Annotated in this window: 12 protein-coding genes; 7 read left to right on the top strand and 5 right to left on the bottom strand. The window is 57.2% G+C overall.

Annotated elements, in window-relative coordinates:
* Positions 1-86 precede the first annotated feature (86 nt).
* The 5 genes from WC359_12015 to WC359_12035 all read right to left on the bottom strand — a co-directional run bounded on the left by WC359_12015 (position 87) and on the right by WC359_12035 (position 7,784).
* Positions 87-2,450, bottom strand: coding sequence for an endonuclease MutS2 (locus tag WC359_12015; protein MFA5401162.1), 2,364 nt, complete (start codon positions 2,448-2,450; stop codon positions 87-89).
* Between the two features lie 59 nt (positions 2,451-2,509).
* Complete coding sequence (serA, locus tag WC359_12020) at positions 2,510-4,084, bottom strand: phosphoglycerate dehydrogenase (GenBank protein MFA5401163.1); 1,575 nt, start codon at positions 4,082-4,084, stop codon at positions 2,510-2,512.
* A 158-nt stretch (positions 4,085-4,242) separates the two neighbouring features.
* Positions 4,243-5,328, bottom strand: coding sequence for an alanine--glyoxylate aminotransferase family protein (locus WC359_12025; protein ID MFA5401164.1), 1,086 nt, complete (start codon positions 5,326-5,328; stop codon positions 4,243-4,245).
* A gap of 248 nt (positions 5,329-5,576) precedes the next feature.
* Positions 5,577-6,788, bottom strand: a complete 1,212-nt coding sequence (gene tyrS, locus WC359_12030; GenBank protein ID MFA5401165.1) for a tyrosine--tRNA ligase — start codon at positions 6,786-6,788, stop codon at positions 5,577-5,579.
* Between the two features lie 75 nt (positions 6,789-6,863).
* Entirely contained in the window at positions 6,864-7,784 is a 921-nt protein-coding gene (locus tag WC359_12035) for a bifunctional riboflavin kinase/FAD synthetase (protein ID MFA5401166.1), read from the bottom strand.
* A gap of 295 nt (positions 7,785-8,079) precedes the next feature.
* On the opposite strand from WC359_12035, the gene WC359_12040 reads away from it, so the two are divergent.
* The 7 genes from WC359_12040 to WC359_12070 all read left to right on the top strand — a co-directional run bounded on the left by WC359_12040 (position 8,080) and on the right by WC359_12070 (position 16,387).
* Positions 8,080-10,785 (top strand): choice-of-anchor U domain-containing protein, encoded by a 2,706-nt coding sequence (locus tag WC359_12040; GenBank protein MFA5401167.1) that lies wholly within the window; start codon positions 8,080-8,082, stop codon positions 10,783-10,785.
* 119 nt (positions 10,786-10,904) lie between these two features.
* Positions 10,905-11,222, top strand: coding sequence for a nucleotidyltransferase family protein (locus WC359_12045; protein ID MFA5401168.1), 318 nt, complete (start codon positions 10,905-10,907; stop codon positions 11,220-11,222).
* 4 nt (positions 11,223-11,226) lie between these two features.
* Positions 11,227-11,562, top strand: coding sequence for a DUF86 domain-containing protein (locus WC359_12050; GenBank protein MFA5401169.1), 336 nt, complete (start codon positions 11,227-11,229; stop codon positions 11,560-11,562).
* A gap of 12 nt (positions 11,563-11,574) precedes the next feature.
* Positions 11,575-13,089, top strand: coding sequence for an Ig domain-containing protein (locus WC359_12055; protein ID MFA5401170.1), 1,515 nt, complete (start codon positions 11,575-11,577; stop codon positions 13,087-13,089).
* A gap of 122 nt (positions 13,090-13,211) precedes the next feature.
* Positions 13,212-13,913 (top strand): glycerol-3-phosphate acyltransferase, encoded by a 702-nt coding sequence (locus WC359_12060; protein MFA5401171.1) that lies wholly within the window; start codon positions 13,212-13,214, stop codon positions 13,911-13,913.
* 184 nt (positions 13,914-14,097) lie between these two features.
* A complete protein-coding gene (locus WC359_12065) occupies positions 14,098-14,778 on the top strand; it encodes a response regulator transcription factor (protein MFA5401172.1) in 681 nt (226 codons plus the stop codon).
* 262 nt (positions 14,779-15,040) lie between these two features.
* Positions 15,041-16,387, top strand: coding sequence for a hypothetical protein (locus tag WC359_12070; GenBank protein ID MFA5401173.1), 1,347 nt, complete (start codon positions 15,041-15,043; stop codon positions 16,385-16,387).
* Positions 16,388-16,517 lie beyond the last annotated feature (130 nt).

Genomic DNA, 16,517 nt, shown 5'->3' on the forward strand with positions numbered 1-16,517 from the left:
TTTTTCCGTAGGGGCGTTGCTTTAGCTGCGCCCGTGCAAAATATCAACGTATCGCCCGTTTCACGGGCGTGTTTGAAATACCGCCCCTACGTTAATTCGACCATGGTTACGCCATCTCCCCCCTGACCACGGCTACCCGGCCTGAACGATTTAACCAGCGCGTGTGTGGCCAGCGCCTCCCGTACTGCGCCTCTTACAGCGCCCGTTCCATATCCGTGAATAATGCGCACTTCAGGCAACTGCGACATGAATGCATCGTTGAGATAGGAATCCAGTGCGGATTCAACCATTTCGGCCCTCTGCCCCCTCAGATCCAACTCGGGCGCGGCCGTGCGGGTCGTCCTTGGCCTGGCCTCCGTCCTACCTCCGGGGCCGTCCGACTCCGGCGCATCGATCTTTTCCACGCCGTCCAGACGCAGCGTCAGTTTTATATCTCCCACCAGCGCCTCCAACCTGTCCTGCCCCTCATCCACCGAGACCACGGTGGCCTGTGTATTCATATTTTTCAGACGGATGCTGTCTCCTACCGCGATCTTTTCAACACCTGATTCGTCATCGCTGATGGCAGCCAGCCTCCGGTCCAGCTGCGCTGAACGCTGCTCTGCCTGTTTTGTGATATTTTCCAGGGCCTTGCGCGCGCGCTCCAGACTCTCTTTTTTCCTCTGTTTCCTCAGTTCGGTCTCGGCCTCACGTATCTCACGATACAGGCCGGCGATCTCGGTATTAAGGTTGTCCTGTATCTCGCGAACCATCTCCCGCTCTTTGCTCCGGATACGTGATATCTCAGCCTCCAGATCGGCGGAAAGCCCGGCAGCGCGGGCATTTTCCCGGTCGATGGACTGCTGGGCCTCTGCCAGCCTCTTTCGCTCGGCCGCCAGGTCAACCATCATGGCCTCAACCTCCTGCGAGCCCTTTGACATGATGCTGCGGGCCTGATCGACTATCTCATCCGGTAGGCCGAAGCGGGCGGCAATATTAAGCGCATTGCTGCCGCCCGGTATGCCCACGCTCAGACGGTATGTCGGCATCAGGGTAACCGGATCGAAATCGAGTGAGGCGTTGCGCAGTCCCTTGTTGAGATGGGCGAAAGCTTTGAGCTCCGAGTAATGGGTGGTCACCACTACAGCCGTGCCCTTGTCGACGAAATGTGTAAGTGTCGCCTGGGCCAGGGCGGCGCCTTCACCCGGGTCGGTGCTGATGCCCAGTTCGTCCAGCAGCACCATGCCGGCAGGCGTAGATTTTTTTACGATGCGCGCGACATTGCTGATATGAGCGCTGAAGGTTGAGAGTGTCTGCTCGATACTCTGCTCGTCACCGATGTCGGCGTAAACCTCGTCGTAGATCGGCATCCGCGTTCCGTCCGCACAGGGTATGGGCAGGCCCGCCTGCGCCATCAGCACCAGCAGCCCGATGGTTTTAAGCGCAACCGTCTTGCCCCCGGCGTTAGGGCCGCTGATGATCAACACGGAGAAATCCCTGCCCAGCTCTACACTGAGCGGCACAGCCTCGCCCCTGAGCAGCGGATGACGGGCATTGACCATCCTCAGGAACCGTTCCTCAGTACCGCTGACGATCTCCGGCTCGATGGCCCGGGTTTTTTCCGCGTACAGGGCTTTGGCCAGAGCCAGGTCAAGGCGCGCCAGAATACCGATATTAAGTTCTATATCGCCGCATGCATCCCCCACGGAAACACTGAGGGCCGTTAATATTCGCTCGATCTCCTGCCGCTCCTCCACCTCGAGCTGCCGGAGCTCGTTGCCGGACTCGATGGTCTCCATAGGCTCGATGAAGACCGTTGCGCCGGTATTTGAAACATCGTGCACTATGCCCTTCAGTTCCCTCTTTGCCTCGACTCTAACGGGAAGAACGTAGCGGCCGTTGCGCTCGGTCACAAGCTGCTCCTGCAGCATCTCCTGGCCCCTTTTCGACTTGACTATTACCGATAGCCGGTCCTGCAGCTGCCTGCGCGTATCCTTGAGTCGCCACCTGACATCCGCCAGATGGGCCGAGGCCGAGTCCAGCACCTCTCCGGTGGGCGAAAGGCATTTGCCTATATCGCCTTCCAGCTGCGGCAGCGTTGTGATATCCTGCGCCATGCCCCATAAGGCCGGCAGGTCGGACGACATTTTTTGCAGGCCGCTGCGGGCGATGCGACAGGCAGCCAGCGTCCTCTGTATCCTGAGCAAAGCCAGAGGATCGAGCGCAGCGCCTTTACCGGCGCGGGCTGCGTCCTCCCTCACATCGTGGGCCTCCCCGATGTGGAAATCCGGCCTGACCGACAGCAGCCGCCTGGCTTCGGCGGACTGTCTGAGCAGAAGCTGAATATGACCGGCATCGGAGGTTGGTTGGAGTGTCAGCGCCAGGTCGCGGCCGGCCGCAAATGATGTGTGATCGGCCAGCCTTTTCAGTACAAGCGGGAACTCCAGCATATGGAGGCTATTGATATCCATGCGGATATTATACTATGCCCAGGCAGATTGTAGGGGCGTTGCTTTAGCTGCGCCCGCCCCTACAGCTTGACCAGCTTGACCCCTGTGATATACGGCACTTCCAGTATCTTCTTGATGATGGGATCATCGGCCGGCTCGTCCAGGGACAGGATCATGAGCGCCTCGCCCCTGGGCGTAATGCGCGCCACCTGCATGGCGGAGATATTGACATTATTCTTGCCGGTGATTGTGCCCACCGCGCCGATCAGACCGGGCTTGTCGGTGTGATAGCAAAGCATGAAATAGCCGCCCGTGGGCACGATGTCGAGCCAGAACTGGTTGATCCTGACGACATGTGTCTCATCACGCAGCACGGTGCCGGCAACGTCCACGTTTCCGCCGGTGGCCACCACCTCCAGCGAGATGAGGCTGGCGTAGTTGGCCACATCGGTCTCTTTCTGCTCCGAAATCTTGAGCCCGCGCTGTTGCGCGATGACGCCTGCATTGACCAGCGTGACGTGCTCCTCGCTTACCGTGTCGAGAAGCCCGCTGAGAATGGAGGCCTTGAGGGCGGAGGTATCGTATTGGGCGATTTCGCCGGAGTACTTGATCTTGAGTCCCTTGAGCTGCCCTCCCATGAGCTGTCCCGCCATTTTGCCCACCACCGCAGCTACATCCATATACGGCCTTAAAATCTCCAGCAGCTCCGGTGCTATCTGGGGCACATTGACTGCGAACCTGGCCGGCTTGCCGTTGAGGACGTCTATGATCTGGTCCACCACGTCGATACAGACATTGGTCTGGGCCTCCCTGGTCGAGGCGCCCAGGTGGGGTGTGGCGACGACCTTATCGCTTTTAAACAGGATGCTGTCGGTGCAGGGTTCAGAGGCGTAAACATCGATGGCCGCGCCTGCCACCTTGCCCTCTTCGATACCCTTGAGCAAAGCCTCATCGTCTATGAGGCCTCCCCGCGCGCAGTTGATAATACGCACCCCTTTTTTCATCGCGGCTATCTCTTTTTCGCCGATCATTCCTTTGGTCTGCTGAGTGAGAGGCAGGTGCAGCGTGATAAAGTCGGATTCCTTGTAGATCTGTTCGAGTGGAACCAGCGTAACGCCCAGCGACTGGGAGTATTCCTGCGAGGCGAAGGGATCGTACCCCACCAGCCTCATCTCGAAACCCTGGGCGCGGGCGGCCACGCCGGAGCCGACGTTGCCCAGCCCTATGATGCCCAGTGTCTTGTTGCGCAACTCTACGCCGGTATATTCCTTGCGGTTCCACTTGCCCGCCTTGAGCTGGCTGTGCGCCTGCGGGATATTGCGCGCAAGGGCCAGCATGAGCGCCATGGTGTGTTCGGCCGCGGCCACCGTGTTGCCTGTGGGGGCGTTGACGACCATTATACCCTTCTGGGTTGCAGCATTGATATCGACGTTATCGAGGCCCACGCCGGCGCGGGCGATGATCTGCAGCTTACTGCCGGCCTTGATGATATCGCTGGTCACCTGGGTTTCGCTGCGCACTATGATGGCGTCATAATTACAGATAATGGCCTTCAGCTCATCCGGCTTCAGTCCGAGCTTGACATCCACCTCTGTCATGGCCTTCAGGCTTTCCATGCCCTCCGGCGCTAAAGGATCAGCTACAAGTACCTTCATGCTGTCAGCTCCTTACCATTATTTACACAGCCTTATCATTGCGCACGTTTATGAATTCGTCATTGCGAGCCCGCAGGGCGCGGCAATCCTGTGCTCCCGCATGATAGTACAAGATTGCTTCGTCGCTACGCTCCTCGCAATGACATTCGATCTTCACACTATACTTTCTTAGCCTTCGGCAGCGCCTTGTCCATGGCGGCGAGCACCTCATCCATATCCTTTTCCGTAACAAAGCCCAGGTGGCCGATGCGGAAGACCTTGCCTTTCATGCCGCCCTGTCCTCCGGCGATGACGACCTTGTACTCGTCACGCAGAGTACCCGAGAATTTGGATACTTCGATATCTGCGGGGACTTTCACTGCCGTCACGGTATTGGATGCGTTCTTCTCATCCGCCACCAGCAGCTCCATGCCTTTGGACCTGACCCATTTCCTGGCCTTGTCCGCAACTCCGGCATGCCGGGCGAAGATGTTCTGCAGCCCTTCTTTCAGCATCATATCCAGGGCAACGTCCAGGGCGAAGTAGATAGAAACAGCCGGGGTCCAGGGGGTCTGGCCGTCCGGGATAAACTTCCTGGCGCGCGTGTAATCGAAATAGAACCTGGGCATTTTAGCCTGTGAGTGCGCCTTCCAGGCTTCCGGGCTGACGCTGACAAAGGCCAGTCCGGGCGGTACCATCCATCCTTTCTGTGAACCTGAGACCACAACGTCCAGGTTCCAGGCATCCACCTGCACATCGATGGAACTCATGCTGCTGACAGCGTCTACCAGGATGAGCTTGCCGGCTTCTTTCACCACTCCGGCGATGTCCTTGAGCGGGTTGGTGGTGCCGGTTGATGTCTCATTATGTGTCACCAGCACGGCTTTGACGCCGGGATTGTCCTTGAGGGCCTTTTTAACATCGTCGGGATTAACGGCCTGGCCCCATTCATACTTGAGCGGAATAACCTCGGCGCCGTATACCTTTGCGCATTCGGCGAAGCGGTCTCCGAAAATGCCGATGGAGACACCCAGCACCTTGTCACCGGGCGACAGCATATTCACTACAGCTGATTCCAGGCCACCGGTACCCGAGGTGGTGAGGATCAACAGGTCGTTTTTAGTCTGAAAGCACTGTTTCAGTTTAGGAGTTATGCGGTTCTGCATCTCGCCAAATTCCTTGCCGCGATGATTTATCATCTGGCGACCGCCGGCTTTCAGTACCTCATCAGGGCAGGGTGTCGGGCCTGGAATTCTCAACTGCATGTAGGGCCTCCCAAAAGATTAGTCCGTAAATTATAGATTATTTGGGCGGGCAATGGAATTCAGATATGCGCATATAAATTGAAAGAAGCATCATTTATCATGTTATTTCAAGAGTCTACTATATGTCATTGCGAGGAGCGTAGCGACGCGGCAATCTTCTGTTGAGATGACATTCCACACAAGATTGCTTCGCTATGCTCGCAATGACGAGGTGGACAAGATTGCTTCACTTCGTTCGCAATGACGGATCAGCTGCGGACGACCTTTATATACCGTCTCTTACCCACCTTGATCACGCTGCCGTCGTCGATCTTGCCCATCTCCAGGTCTTCATTGACCGTTTTGCCGTTGATCTCGATAGCCTTCTGCTCCAGCAGGCGTCGTGCCTCCGAGCGGCTTTTAGCCAGCCCGGCTCGCGATATCTCCGCTGACAGCAGGGAAGTCGATCCGCCTGCGATTTTGAGCACCGGTATCTCATCGGGGACTTCCTTTTGCTGAACGGTGCGGGCGAACTCCTCGGCCGCCTCTTCGGCGTCCTTCGCGCTCCAGAAATCCTTGACCAGCTCATGGGCCAGGCGTTTCTTGACCGTCATGGGATTGAGACGTCCGCTGGCCATGCCCGCATTGAAATGTTCGATCTCTTCGTCAGGCACATCCGTCAGCAGCTCCAGGTACGGTATGATCATACTGTCATTGATGGACATGGTCTTGCCGAACATCTCGGCCGGCGGGTCGGTGACACCGATATAGTTGCCCAGGCTTTTGCTCATTTTCTGCACGCCGTCGGTGCCGACCAGCAGCGGCATGAGGAAGACCTGCTGCGGCTTCTGTCCCACCATCTCCTGGAGCTGGCGGCCCACCATGCAGTTGAAGACCTGGTCGGTGCCGCCGAACTCGACGTCAGACTCGATCATGACGGAGTCGTAGCCCTGCATAAGCGGGTAAAGAAATTCGGTGATAGCGATGGGGTGCCCTTCGGCGTAGCGGCGCGCGAAATCCTCGCGGGCCAGAAATTGCGCCACGGTAAACTTCGAGGTCAGCCGGATGATATCTTCCAGGCCGAATATACCCTTCTCGAACCAGGGGCTCTGCCAGCGCACCTCGGTCCTGTCCTTATCCACGATTTTGAAGAACTGTTCCATATATGTCTGGGCGTTGGCTTTTACCTGATCCCCTGTGAGCATGGGACGTGTGGCCGATCGCCCCGTGGGGTCGCCGATGCGGGCGGTCCAGTCCCCCACGATAAGCACCACCTGGTGCCCGAGCTGCTGGAACTGTCGCAGCTTGCGCAGCCCAACCACGTGGCCCATATGTATGTCCGTGAAGCTGGGATCGAAGCCCTGCTTTAGACGCAGCGGGCGGCCGGACTGCATCATCTTGAGCAGCTCTTCCTCATTAATAATCTGGCTTACACCCCGTCGGAAGAGGCGTTTGAATTCGGTGTCCGATAGTTTCTTCATAATCTATATTCCTTTTAATAACGTAGGAAAGCTGATTTAGCTGCGCCCGTTTCGGGCGGACTTAAAAGTCCGCGCCTACATCTCTAATATACTCCTCGCTTTAAGTGTATCTTTGGCCATCTGAATCTTCAGTTCCTCGGCGCTGTTGAACTTCATCTCGTCCCTCAGCCTGGCAACCAGTTCAATACAGAGTCGCTTTCCATATAGATCGCCGTCGAAGTCCAATATATACGTCTCGACCAGGCGTTTCAACCCGCCGAAAGTCGGCCGCACACCGATATTGGTCACGGAGGCCAGCCTCTGCCGTCCCCGGATTGCGACAGTTGCGTAGATGCCGTCCCTCGGCATGGCCTGTTCCGGCTGCATCTCAATATTAGCAGTTGGAAAGCCGAGGGTACGGCCGCGGCGGTCCCCCGCAACTACCTTCCCTTCCAGAATGAAGCGGCGGCCCAGCATATCTTTCACCTTATTTATATCACCCGACGCCAGCGATCTGCGGATGGAACTGCTGCTGATCACTTCGCCACCCAGCCTGGCAGGCTTCACGACCTCGACGCGGAAATCAAGCTCCTCTCCTATCCGCTGCAGGCAGTCCGGATCGCCCTGCCGGCCATGGCCCAGCGCAAAATCAGGCCCCAGCACCAAACCGCCCATATTTAAATGCTTCTGCAGCAGCAGGACGAATTCACGCGCGGAAAGTCCGGCCACGTCCCGGGTAAAAGTAACCGGCACCACCACATCCACCCCGGCCGCGCGCAGCAGGCGCGTGCGTTCACGCAGAGTGGTAATCCAGGGTATGGTGTCCCGGCGGCCCAGCACCTTCTCCGGATGCGTGCGGAAAGTGACCACGCCCGAGGGGCAGCCCCTCTCTTGCGCGCGGGCAACCAGGTGCCCCAGCAAATGCAGGTGACCGCGGTGCACGCCGTCGAAAACACCTATGGTCAGAAGCGTGGGGTAAGAGGTCTTGTATCTGGCCAGTTCAGCTTCAATATTCATATTTATCTGCAGGGGCGTTGCTTTAGCTGCGCCCGCTCTTTTCGGGCGGACTTAAAAGTCCGCCCCTACGTTTTTCATATTTATCTGCAGGGGCGTTGCTTTAGCTGCGCCCGCATTCATGCATATGGCGAGCGATATTTTAACACTTATCCACAATGCCTTCATAATCCCTGTGTTTACAACCCCCTGTTTACAGGGGTTTTCCCCGCTGCTATACTTGTCGGCAAAACCGCGGCTGACATGTCGGCGCAGATAGTCGGGCGAGGATAACCGGCTAGTCTCCAGGAGGAGTATTATGAAAGAAATCGTGAAGCGGCTTTCCCTGATCCTGTTAGCTGCGCTTTTATTACCGGCTGTATCCACGCTTGCCCTGCCCGGGACGGCCGGCGCAAATAACTGTCTGAACACCGTGTACGTGAACGGCTCGACGGGCGATGACGCCTGGGACGGCAGCTCGCCGCTCCACACCGCCGGCAACGTTGGGCCCAAGCTTACCATACAGGCCGGCATCGACACCGCGTGTGCCGCCGGGACGGTCAACATTGCGGCCGGCACATATAACCAGGCGGACTTTATTACCATCAATAAATCCCTGACCTTGCTGGGCGCCGGCGCCGCATCGACCGTAATAAACGGCTCCGCTGATCCGGAAGATGAGGTTATCGGCATTTATGCTTTAAATGGCGGTAACGTACTTATCTACGGCTTGACCATCCGGAACGGGAACTGGAACGGTATCTATGTAGATGAAACTGCTTTAAATAACACCATTACCATTAATGATTGTGTTATAACGCATAATGACAGCATTGACTATGGCGGCGGTATCTGGATCGACAACGACAACATCGTCACGCTCAACCGCTGCACCGTCAGCAACAATACAGCCACCTGGGTGGATGACTTTGCACCTGAAGGACGCCGTGCCCCGGCGGATTTATTGGAAAGGGGAGTTTTCGACGATGAATCAGGCGGACTGGGCGGCGGGATAGCCGCCTTCGGATGCACGCTCAACCTGAACCAGTGCACCATCAGCAATAACACGGCCGCAGGCGATCTGGGAATAGGCGGGGGTATCTTTGCCGTTTATGATACGACGCTCAATATGACCGGTTGCACGGTCAGCGGCAACCTGGCCGGCCGCTGGGGCGGAGGCATATTCTACGGGCTGACTGAGATCGGGGAGGCCGCTGCGACCGTCAACACCTGTAACATAAGCAACAATCTCGCCGGCGGCGGGGGCGGAGGCCTTTTCATACTCGGGTCAGGATTTGTGGAAGAATACCTGAGCAATCCGGACGCGCTCTCTGCAGGCGCAGTGCCGGGTGACGGTTATGCCTATGAAAACCTGGACGGTTTTTATGCCCTCGACCAGCAAATTGACGGGGACGGCTTTCCCCAACCACCCGCAGCGCCGGTTGTGCTCAACAACTGCACCGTCGCCAATAATGCAGCGCTGAACTGGGGCGGCGGCATGTCCTCTGCCTTCAGCCTGTACTCGCTGAACGGATGCACATTCAGTGGCAACCGGACCGGCCTGCTGGGCGGCGGCATAGGAATGCTGATAAGCCTCGGCAACCTGGTCAACTGCACCGTCAGCGGCAACAGCCTGACCTATCCCGATCCGCCTCCGGGCTTAACCCTGCCGGAAACTGGATTTAATCCCGGGGAAGACGGGGTAAGCGGGGATGCCCAGTTGCCGCCGGTCTCCAATGCCGGCGGAGGCATAGCATCCATATTGGGACTAACGGTATTTCAAAGCGACACCATCGCCAATAACAGCACCGGCAGCGACGTCAACTCTTACGGAGGCGGGCTTTTCAATTCAAGGCTCTCGCTGGCTATTTTCGTCAATACCATTGTCGCCAACAATACCGCCGTGCAGCAGGGCGCGCGCAACTGCCTCAACAGGGGTACCGTGCAGTCGGTCGGGCATAACATAGACAGCCTGAACGAGCTGGGTTTCGATGCTGCGGGAGACCAGGTCAATGCCAACCCCCTGCTTGGGCCGCTGCAGAATAACGGCGGGCCGACTTTTACCTGCGCCGTCGGCATCGACAGCCCGGCCTTCAACAGGGGCGACAACGGCAACGCACCTGCCACTGACCAGAGGGGAGTGGCCCGGCCGCAGGCCGTTAACTGCACCATCGGCGCCTACGAAGTCGGCCTCAACAAGTCCGTCACCATACCGGTGTCCACAGGACAGGGCAATGCGACTTTCACCACGGATGTCGGTGGCATCACGGGGTTGCGAGCCCTCGGCCTGATGGATTGCGCAACAGGCTCAAATCTTACCTTCCCGTTCGGATATTTCTCCTTCGAGATCGTCGGGCTTGCGCCGGGAGCGACCGCCACCATTACGATTACTCTACCGGCCAACCTCCCGGGAGGGGCGCGATACTATAAGTGTCTAAACGGCATATTTGTGGACTGCTCATCCCTTATGAGCTATTTTCCGGGCACCAATACCCTGGTGCTCAGGATCAAAGACGGCGGTCTGGGCGATGGCGACGGACAGGTCAACGGCACAATCGTCGATCCGGGCGGTCCCGCCGTCAGGACTACCGCCCTCGCAACTTCACACTCCTCGACAATCCCACCCCCCGCATCCACTCCGGTGACTCTGCCCAACCTCGTCGTGCAGAGCGCGTCGCTCTCCGCAACCAGCGTTAAGCCGGGAGACATCGTGACAGTGAACGCAGTCGTGGCCAACCGGGGCGGCGCCGGCGGTACGTCCACAATAAAGCTGCTCGTAAACGGCGGCGAGGAAACCAGCCGTCACGTGACTATCGAGAGTGGCAAAACGGCGCTCCTCACTTTTACGGTCACTCGTTCGCAGCCCGGCAGCTACAGCGTATCTGCGGGCGGCGTGCCGGCCGGAAGCTTTACCGTTGCCGACCTGGCGCAGCCTGACCTGCTGCTTATCATCAGCGCCACCTTCATACTGGTCGCCCTGATAGGCGGTTTTATCTATATGAGGGGCAGGCAACGGCATATATAAGACTACCGTAGGGGCGGACCTTCAGGTCCGCCCGAACTTTATATGGACGCATCACCCCATTTGCGGGCGGACTTCTAAATCCGCCCCTGCAGCGACCGTGAAGGTGATATAATACCCTCATGGCCACACAGCGCAGGACCAGGGTCTCGAGCCTGGAAGAGATACGGGAGATCATCCGGCGGAACAGGCCGGAGCTCCAGAGCCGGTTTCATGTTGATAAAATCGGCGTTTTTGGTTCATACGCCCGCGGAGACCAGAAAAAACGTAGCGATATAGATTTTCTGGTCACGTTCAACAAAGGTATTAGCCTTTTCGAGCGCGCGGATCTATATATATATCTCGAGGAACTTATGGGGCGCAAGGTTGATGTTATACCCGGACGCAATCTGCGCCATGAACTGCGCGATTATGTGTCAAGGGATTTAATATACATATAGACATATGAAAGATTATTCGATTTATCTTAAAGATATCATTATAAACATCGAAGCTGCCCAGCTTTTCATTAGAGGAATGACTTTCGAGCAGTTTGTTGAGAATACAATGACAAATTACGCAGTAGTAAGATGTCTTGAAATAATTGGCGAGGCCTCCAAACATGTACCGTCATCTGTACGTAAGAAGTATCCCGATATACCATGGCAGACAATTGTAGGTACACGCAACGTTATTGTTCATGAATACGCAAATGTTGACCTTGCAGAAGTCTGGAAAACAGTCCTAAACGATTTACCACCTTTGAAAAAACAAGTCAAGAAAATACTTTCAGACCGCTGATATTATAGATATATGTTCAACAGTACGCAGCGTATCCCGTCGGCAGCCGTCGCTGTTGTGCTGATAGCATCGGTCGTCTGCGTCGCCTTATTGCCGTGTTTAACACAGACCGCTCTGGCAGATGGCACGTGCGTTATCTCCCCATCGACATTGCCCGACGGCACAGTCGGCACGGCGTACTCTGTCACGCTTGAAGCAAGCGGCGGAACGGAACCCTACACCTGGACCGTGATCGGCGGAGCCCTTCCCGACGGGCTGATGCTCAACAGCGCCACCGGCGTTATATCCGGCACCCCCTCCACCCCCCTGACTTACAGCTTTATAGTGCGGGCCGACGACAGCGCCGGACATTACTGCACCATGTCGATTTCGATTACGATAAACTCCTCCACGTCGGCTTCGACTGTCGGCACGATATCGACGCTGATGCTCGGCAAAACCGGCAGTTTTGTACTGGCCGCCGGCATCCTGCCTGCAGCCAGGGAGCTGGCCAGCCCGGATGGACGCGTCAGGCTCAACCTGGCGGCCAATACGACTATCAATATGCAGGGCTCCACTCAGCTGGGAGCGGCCACGGAATCCAAACCTCCGGCGGCCAATGACAATTCCACTCTCATTCGCGCCTACAGCTTCATGCCGTCCGGCGCCACTTTCTCGCCGGCGGCGACCATGACGTTCAAATACGAGCAGTCATCACTGCCTGCCGGCGCCCTGGAATCCAGCCTTTACATCGCCTGCTGGAACGGCGCGTCCTGGCTCAAGCTCAGCTCCACCGTAGATACGGCCGCGAAAGAGGTCTCCGCCCCGGTGGCGCATTTCACCATATTCGCCATCAGGTACTTGCCTCCGGCCACGACGACCACCACCACGACTACGACTACGACAACTGCCTCTTCCACTACGATTTCGACCAACCTGCTGGGCACGAACTCCGCGTTTACAACCGGCGAGGGGGTAACGGCCTCAGCCGTCAGCCTCAGCGGCTCCAACGGCAAAATAGTGTTCACCCTTGCGGAAAATACCACCGTATCCCTTCCCGGCGGCAGCAGGCAGATCACGCTTGCTCAGATCGACGACCCGCCTGACCCGCCGGCAGACGGCGTAGTTATCGAAGCCTATTTATTCGAACCCGCCGGCGCCACCTTCAGCCCGGCAGCCACGGTCACCTTAAAGTATGACCCCTCCACCCTGCCTGCCGATGTCAGGGAATCCGATCTTTACCTGGCACAGCTCGATGATCTGCAATGGACGGATATCTCCTCCAGTGTAGATACGGAGAACGGTGAAGTGACCGGGATGGTCGGTCGCCTCTCCCCGTTTGCCCTGCTGGGCAGGGTAACGGCTTCATCCGACGTCCCTGCAACAACCACCGCACCTCCACCTGCGGCATCCCCTGCCCCCACCGTTTCGGACGCATCAGGCAACGATGTGGCTTCCGGCATGGCCGTCCCCGTGCTTGTGATCATCATCGCCGGTGGCCTGCTGGTCATCGGCCTGGGCATCGCGTTTGTGTTACGGCGCAGATAAACGTAGGGGCGGATTTAAAAATCCGCCCGATGCGGGCGATTCGTTGAAATTTTATTCGGGCGCAGCTAAAGCTACGCCCCTACAGTAATGCCCCTACAATATGGTATAATTTCCCCTGATTCATGTTATATCTATATATACTTCTCATCATCGCCTCGTACTTTCTGGGCGCAACACCCTTCATGATCTTGATCGGGCGCATGCGCGGTGTGGACCTCTCGCATGAGCCCGACCTGCATCACGCGCTGTGGTACAACGTCGGCCGCCCCTGGGGAATACTCGGCTTTATGCTGGACATACTCAAGGGCATCCTGCCGGTGCTGGCCGGATTCCTGCTGGGGTTCCCGCTGATCGTCAACGGGCTGGCGGGCCTGGCGGCCCTGTGCGGGCAGATGTGGCCGGTCTTCCGCCGCTTCGACGGCGAGCGCGGCAACACGGTCAGCGTGGGCATCAATTTCACGCTCAGCGTTGCCTACGGCGTCCCTCTCATCTTCGTCATCGCGCTGGCCATAGCCATGGCCGGATTCCTGATCCGCACCGCCCTGCGCTGGAAGAAAAGCGGCAGCAACCTCAACGAGCGCCTTCGCCTGGGCGGGTCGCCCAGCCTGGTCTTTCCCCTGGCCGTCATTATCGGATTCGCCTCCTGCCCGGTCAGCTCGGCCCTGCTCGACCGGCCGATCGACATGACGCTTGTTTTCACGGGCGTTGTCGCGCTCATACTTATCCGCCGCCTGACGGCAGGCCTGCCGGCCGACCTGCGCGCAAGCCCGCACCCCTGGACGGTCATCCTCAACAGGTTGCTCTTCGACAGAAGCGAAATGTAAAGCAAAAGATTAAGACTCAGATTCAGACTTAGGCAAACTTAAGGATTCGCAGCGTCGTCCCAATAATGCACAAAATCTGAGTCTGAATCTTAATCTAAATCTAAGTCTAAATCTAAATCTCAACCTCCCCGTATTGCCCGCCGTTATATATATAATGTAATATTGATACTATAAAAGGAGTCTATTGACGGTACAATCAGGGAAAATTAAGGTCATTCTTGCGGACAGGCAGCCTCTTTTCCGCAAAGGCGTCGAGTTCTTCCTCAAAGAGGCTGACGATATCATTATCTCTGCCGAGGTCAGCAGCGAGAGCGAGCTGCTGGCCAGGGTTGTCAACGAGATACCCGACGTGGTACTGCTGGATATCAGCCTGAACAGCGAAGGCATGGAGCTGGCGCGCGTGGTCAAGCAGCATGTGCCCAGCGTGGCCGTGATCGTTATAGCGCCCGCCCCCAACGACGAAGGCCTGTTCATGGCCATCAAGGCGCGCGCCGCCGGTTACGTCAGCCGTGATATCTCCTCCGAGGAGCTCATCACCATTATCCGCCGGGCCTCGCGCGGCGAATACCCCCTCAATGACAGCTTCCTCTCGCAGCCTAAAGTGGCCGCGCAGGTGCTGGAGCAATTCCAGGACTTCTCCTGGGGCAAGGGCGTAGAGACCTTTGTCTCGCCGCTCACACCGCGGGAGACACAGATACTCAACTATATGGCCAAGGGCTACCTGAATAAACAGATCGCCGGCATGCTTGATATCAGCGAGCAGACCATTAAAAACCACGTGACCTCCATACTGCGCAAGCTTGACGCCAACGCCCGCACCCAGGCCGTCATCACGGCGGTCAGAAGAGGAATCATATCGCTATAGGGTAAATCCGAAATCCTGAACACATTCCATGATTGAAAGAGTCATTGCGAGGAGCCGAAGGCGACGCGGCAATCTTCTGTCACCCTAATTGTATGCACAAGATTGCCACGCTTCGCTCGCAATGACATAATGGTGATAGGGCGCAGCTAAAGCAACGCCCCTACATATTTTGCGTACATTTGTTCTATTAATATTCTTAGGATTATGTCACTTCCGTATCTGAACGCTTGACAAAGGAAATCAAACCGCTTAAATTGTCAATATGAGGATATACTTATATCTGACAGGTATATTTGCGCTTTTTATTGCCCTCTTGCCGGCGCTGGCGCCTTTGCCCGTTGAGGGGCAGGGCTGCGCCGGCGGCAAGTGCGGCATTACCACGACTTTGACCCCCAATTCGGGGCCCACCGGCACGCAGGTGACCATATTGATTGAGAGCGGCAGCTATCCGCTGGACGGCAATTACGAGATCTGGTTCAGCAAGACGGCCACCATGAGCGGCAGCGCCACCGGTGATGACGACGGATCGGATCCCACGGCGGTCATGCTGGCCGACGGCTGGAACGAGCGCCTCAAACAGTCCATGACCGTCAGCCTGAGCGTGCCCCAGGCCGTCAACGGCACCAACTACTTCCACTATATCAAGGCGGGCCGCGCTGCACAGATGATTAATTTCGCATTCAACGTCACGCCCGGCCTGGTCTGCAAAGACGACAAGCTGCTGCCCCGCTCCACGGCCAATGTGTCCGGCAGCGGTTTCACCCCCTCCGACAAGATACAGCTTTATATAGACGGCGAGCCGTTGGACCTCGAGCTTGAATCGGATAGCAAGGGATGCTTCACCGCCGGCGTGCCGGTTCCCGACCTGATGGCGGGCACGCATGTGATGAAGGCCACGGCCCAGAAGATGTACAACCAGGAGGCCACGCTGCGCTTCAAGATCTCTCCTTATATCGTTATCGAGCCGGCCGTGCCTCTGGCGGGCAAGTCGGCCACGATCAGCGGCTACGGCTTTGCCCCCGGCAGCGAGGTCTCCATCAAGTACGACGATGCGGTGGTCACCTCCTCCCCCACATCCGATAAAAACGGCCGCTTCACCTACAATTTCACCGTGCCCGAGACATCGGCCGGCAAGCATACGCTGGTGGCCACCGACCGCGCGGGCAATATCGCCAACTGGGAATTGCCGGTGGAGAACAACCCGCCCACATCTCCCGCCCCCATCTCCCCCACCACGGATCGTTTCGGCGTGATGGGCGGCCAGCCGGTTACCTTCACCTGGATGGCCGCCAAGGACGACAGCGGCGCAGTGCTCTACACAATTGAGGTGGCCGACAACCTCAACTTCTTCCCGCTCATGCCCGGCATGCGCCGCAGCGGTATCACCGAGACCAGCGTGACCATGAATATCGAGCCGGGCACCTACTACTGGCGCGTGCAGGCCCTGGACGTGTCGGGCAACAAGAGCAAATGGGCGCTCTCTCCCTACGCCTTCCAGGTCGGCCTGGTCAACCTCTGGGTGGTGGCCGGCGTCAGCCTTGTCCTCATAGTCATCTTCATCCTGCTGTTGAGGGCCTTTATACAGAGGGTGAGGGGATACTACTATTGATTTCTCAGACTGAATCTGAATCTCAATCTTAATCTCAATCTTTATCTATTGACACGATATGATATACTTGAAATCAAGGCAAGGTATATCCTTGTCTCTTGTGCATTGGGAATTTTATATTAAAGGAGGT

The sequence above is a fragment of the Dehalococcoidia bacterium genome, assembly GCA_041653995.1.
Classification (GTDB): Bacteria; Chloroflexota; Dehalococcoidia; order GIF9; family UBA5629; genus CAIMUM01.

Excerpts from the sequence above, each read along its gene's own strand:
- WC359_12015 (MFA5401162.1), bottom strand. The coding sequence starts at position 2,450 with ATGGATATCAATAGCCTCCATATGCTGGAGTTCCCGCTTGTACTGAAA.
- serA (MFA5401163.1), bottom strand. The coding sequence starts at position 4,084 with ATGAAGGTACTTGTAGCTGATCCTTTAGCGCCGGAGGGCATGGAAAGC.
- WC359_12025 (MFA5401164.1), bottom strand. The coding sequence starts at position 5,328 with ATGCAGTTGAGAATTCCAGGCCCGACACCCTGCCCTGATGAGGTACTG.
- tyrS (MFA5401165.1), bottom strand. The coding sequence starts at position 6,788 with ATGAAGAAACTATCGGACACCGAATTCAAACGCCTCTTCCGACGGGGT.
- WC359_12035 (MFA5401166.1), bottom strand. The coding sequence starts at position 7,784 with ATGAATATTGAAGCTGAACTGGCCAGATACAAGACCTCTTACCCCACG.
- WC359_12040 (MFA5401167.1), top strand. The coding sequence starts at position 8,080 with ATGAAAGAAATCGTGAAGCGGCTTTCCCTGATCCTGTTAGCTGCGCTT.
- WC359_12045 (MFA5401168.1), top strand. The coding sequence starts at position 10,905 with ATGGCCACACAGCGCAGGACCAGGGTCTCGAGCCTGGAAGAGATACGG.
- WC359_12050 (MFA5401169.1), top strand. The coding sequence starts at position 11,227 with ATGAAAGATTATTCGATTTATCTTAAAGATATCATTATAAACATCGAA.
- WC359_12055 (MFA5401170.1), top strand. The coding sequence starts at position 11,575 with ATGTTCAACAGTACGCAGCGTATCCCGTCGGCAGCCGTCGCTGTTGTG.
- WC359_12060 (MFA5401171.1), top strand. The coding sequence starts at position 13,212 with ATGTTATATCTATATATACTTCTCATCATCGCCTCGTACTTTCTGGGC.
- WC359_12070 (MFA5401173.1), top strand. The coding sequence starts at position 15,041 with ATGAGGATATACTTATATCTGACAGGTATATTTGCGCTTTTTATTGCC.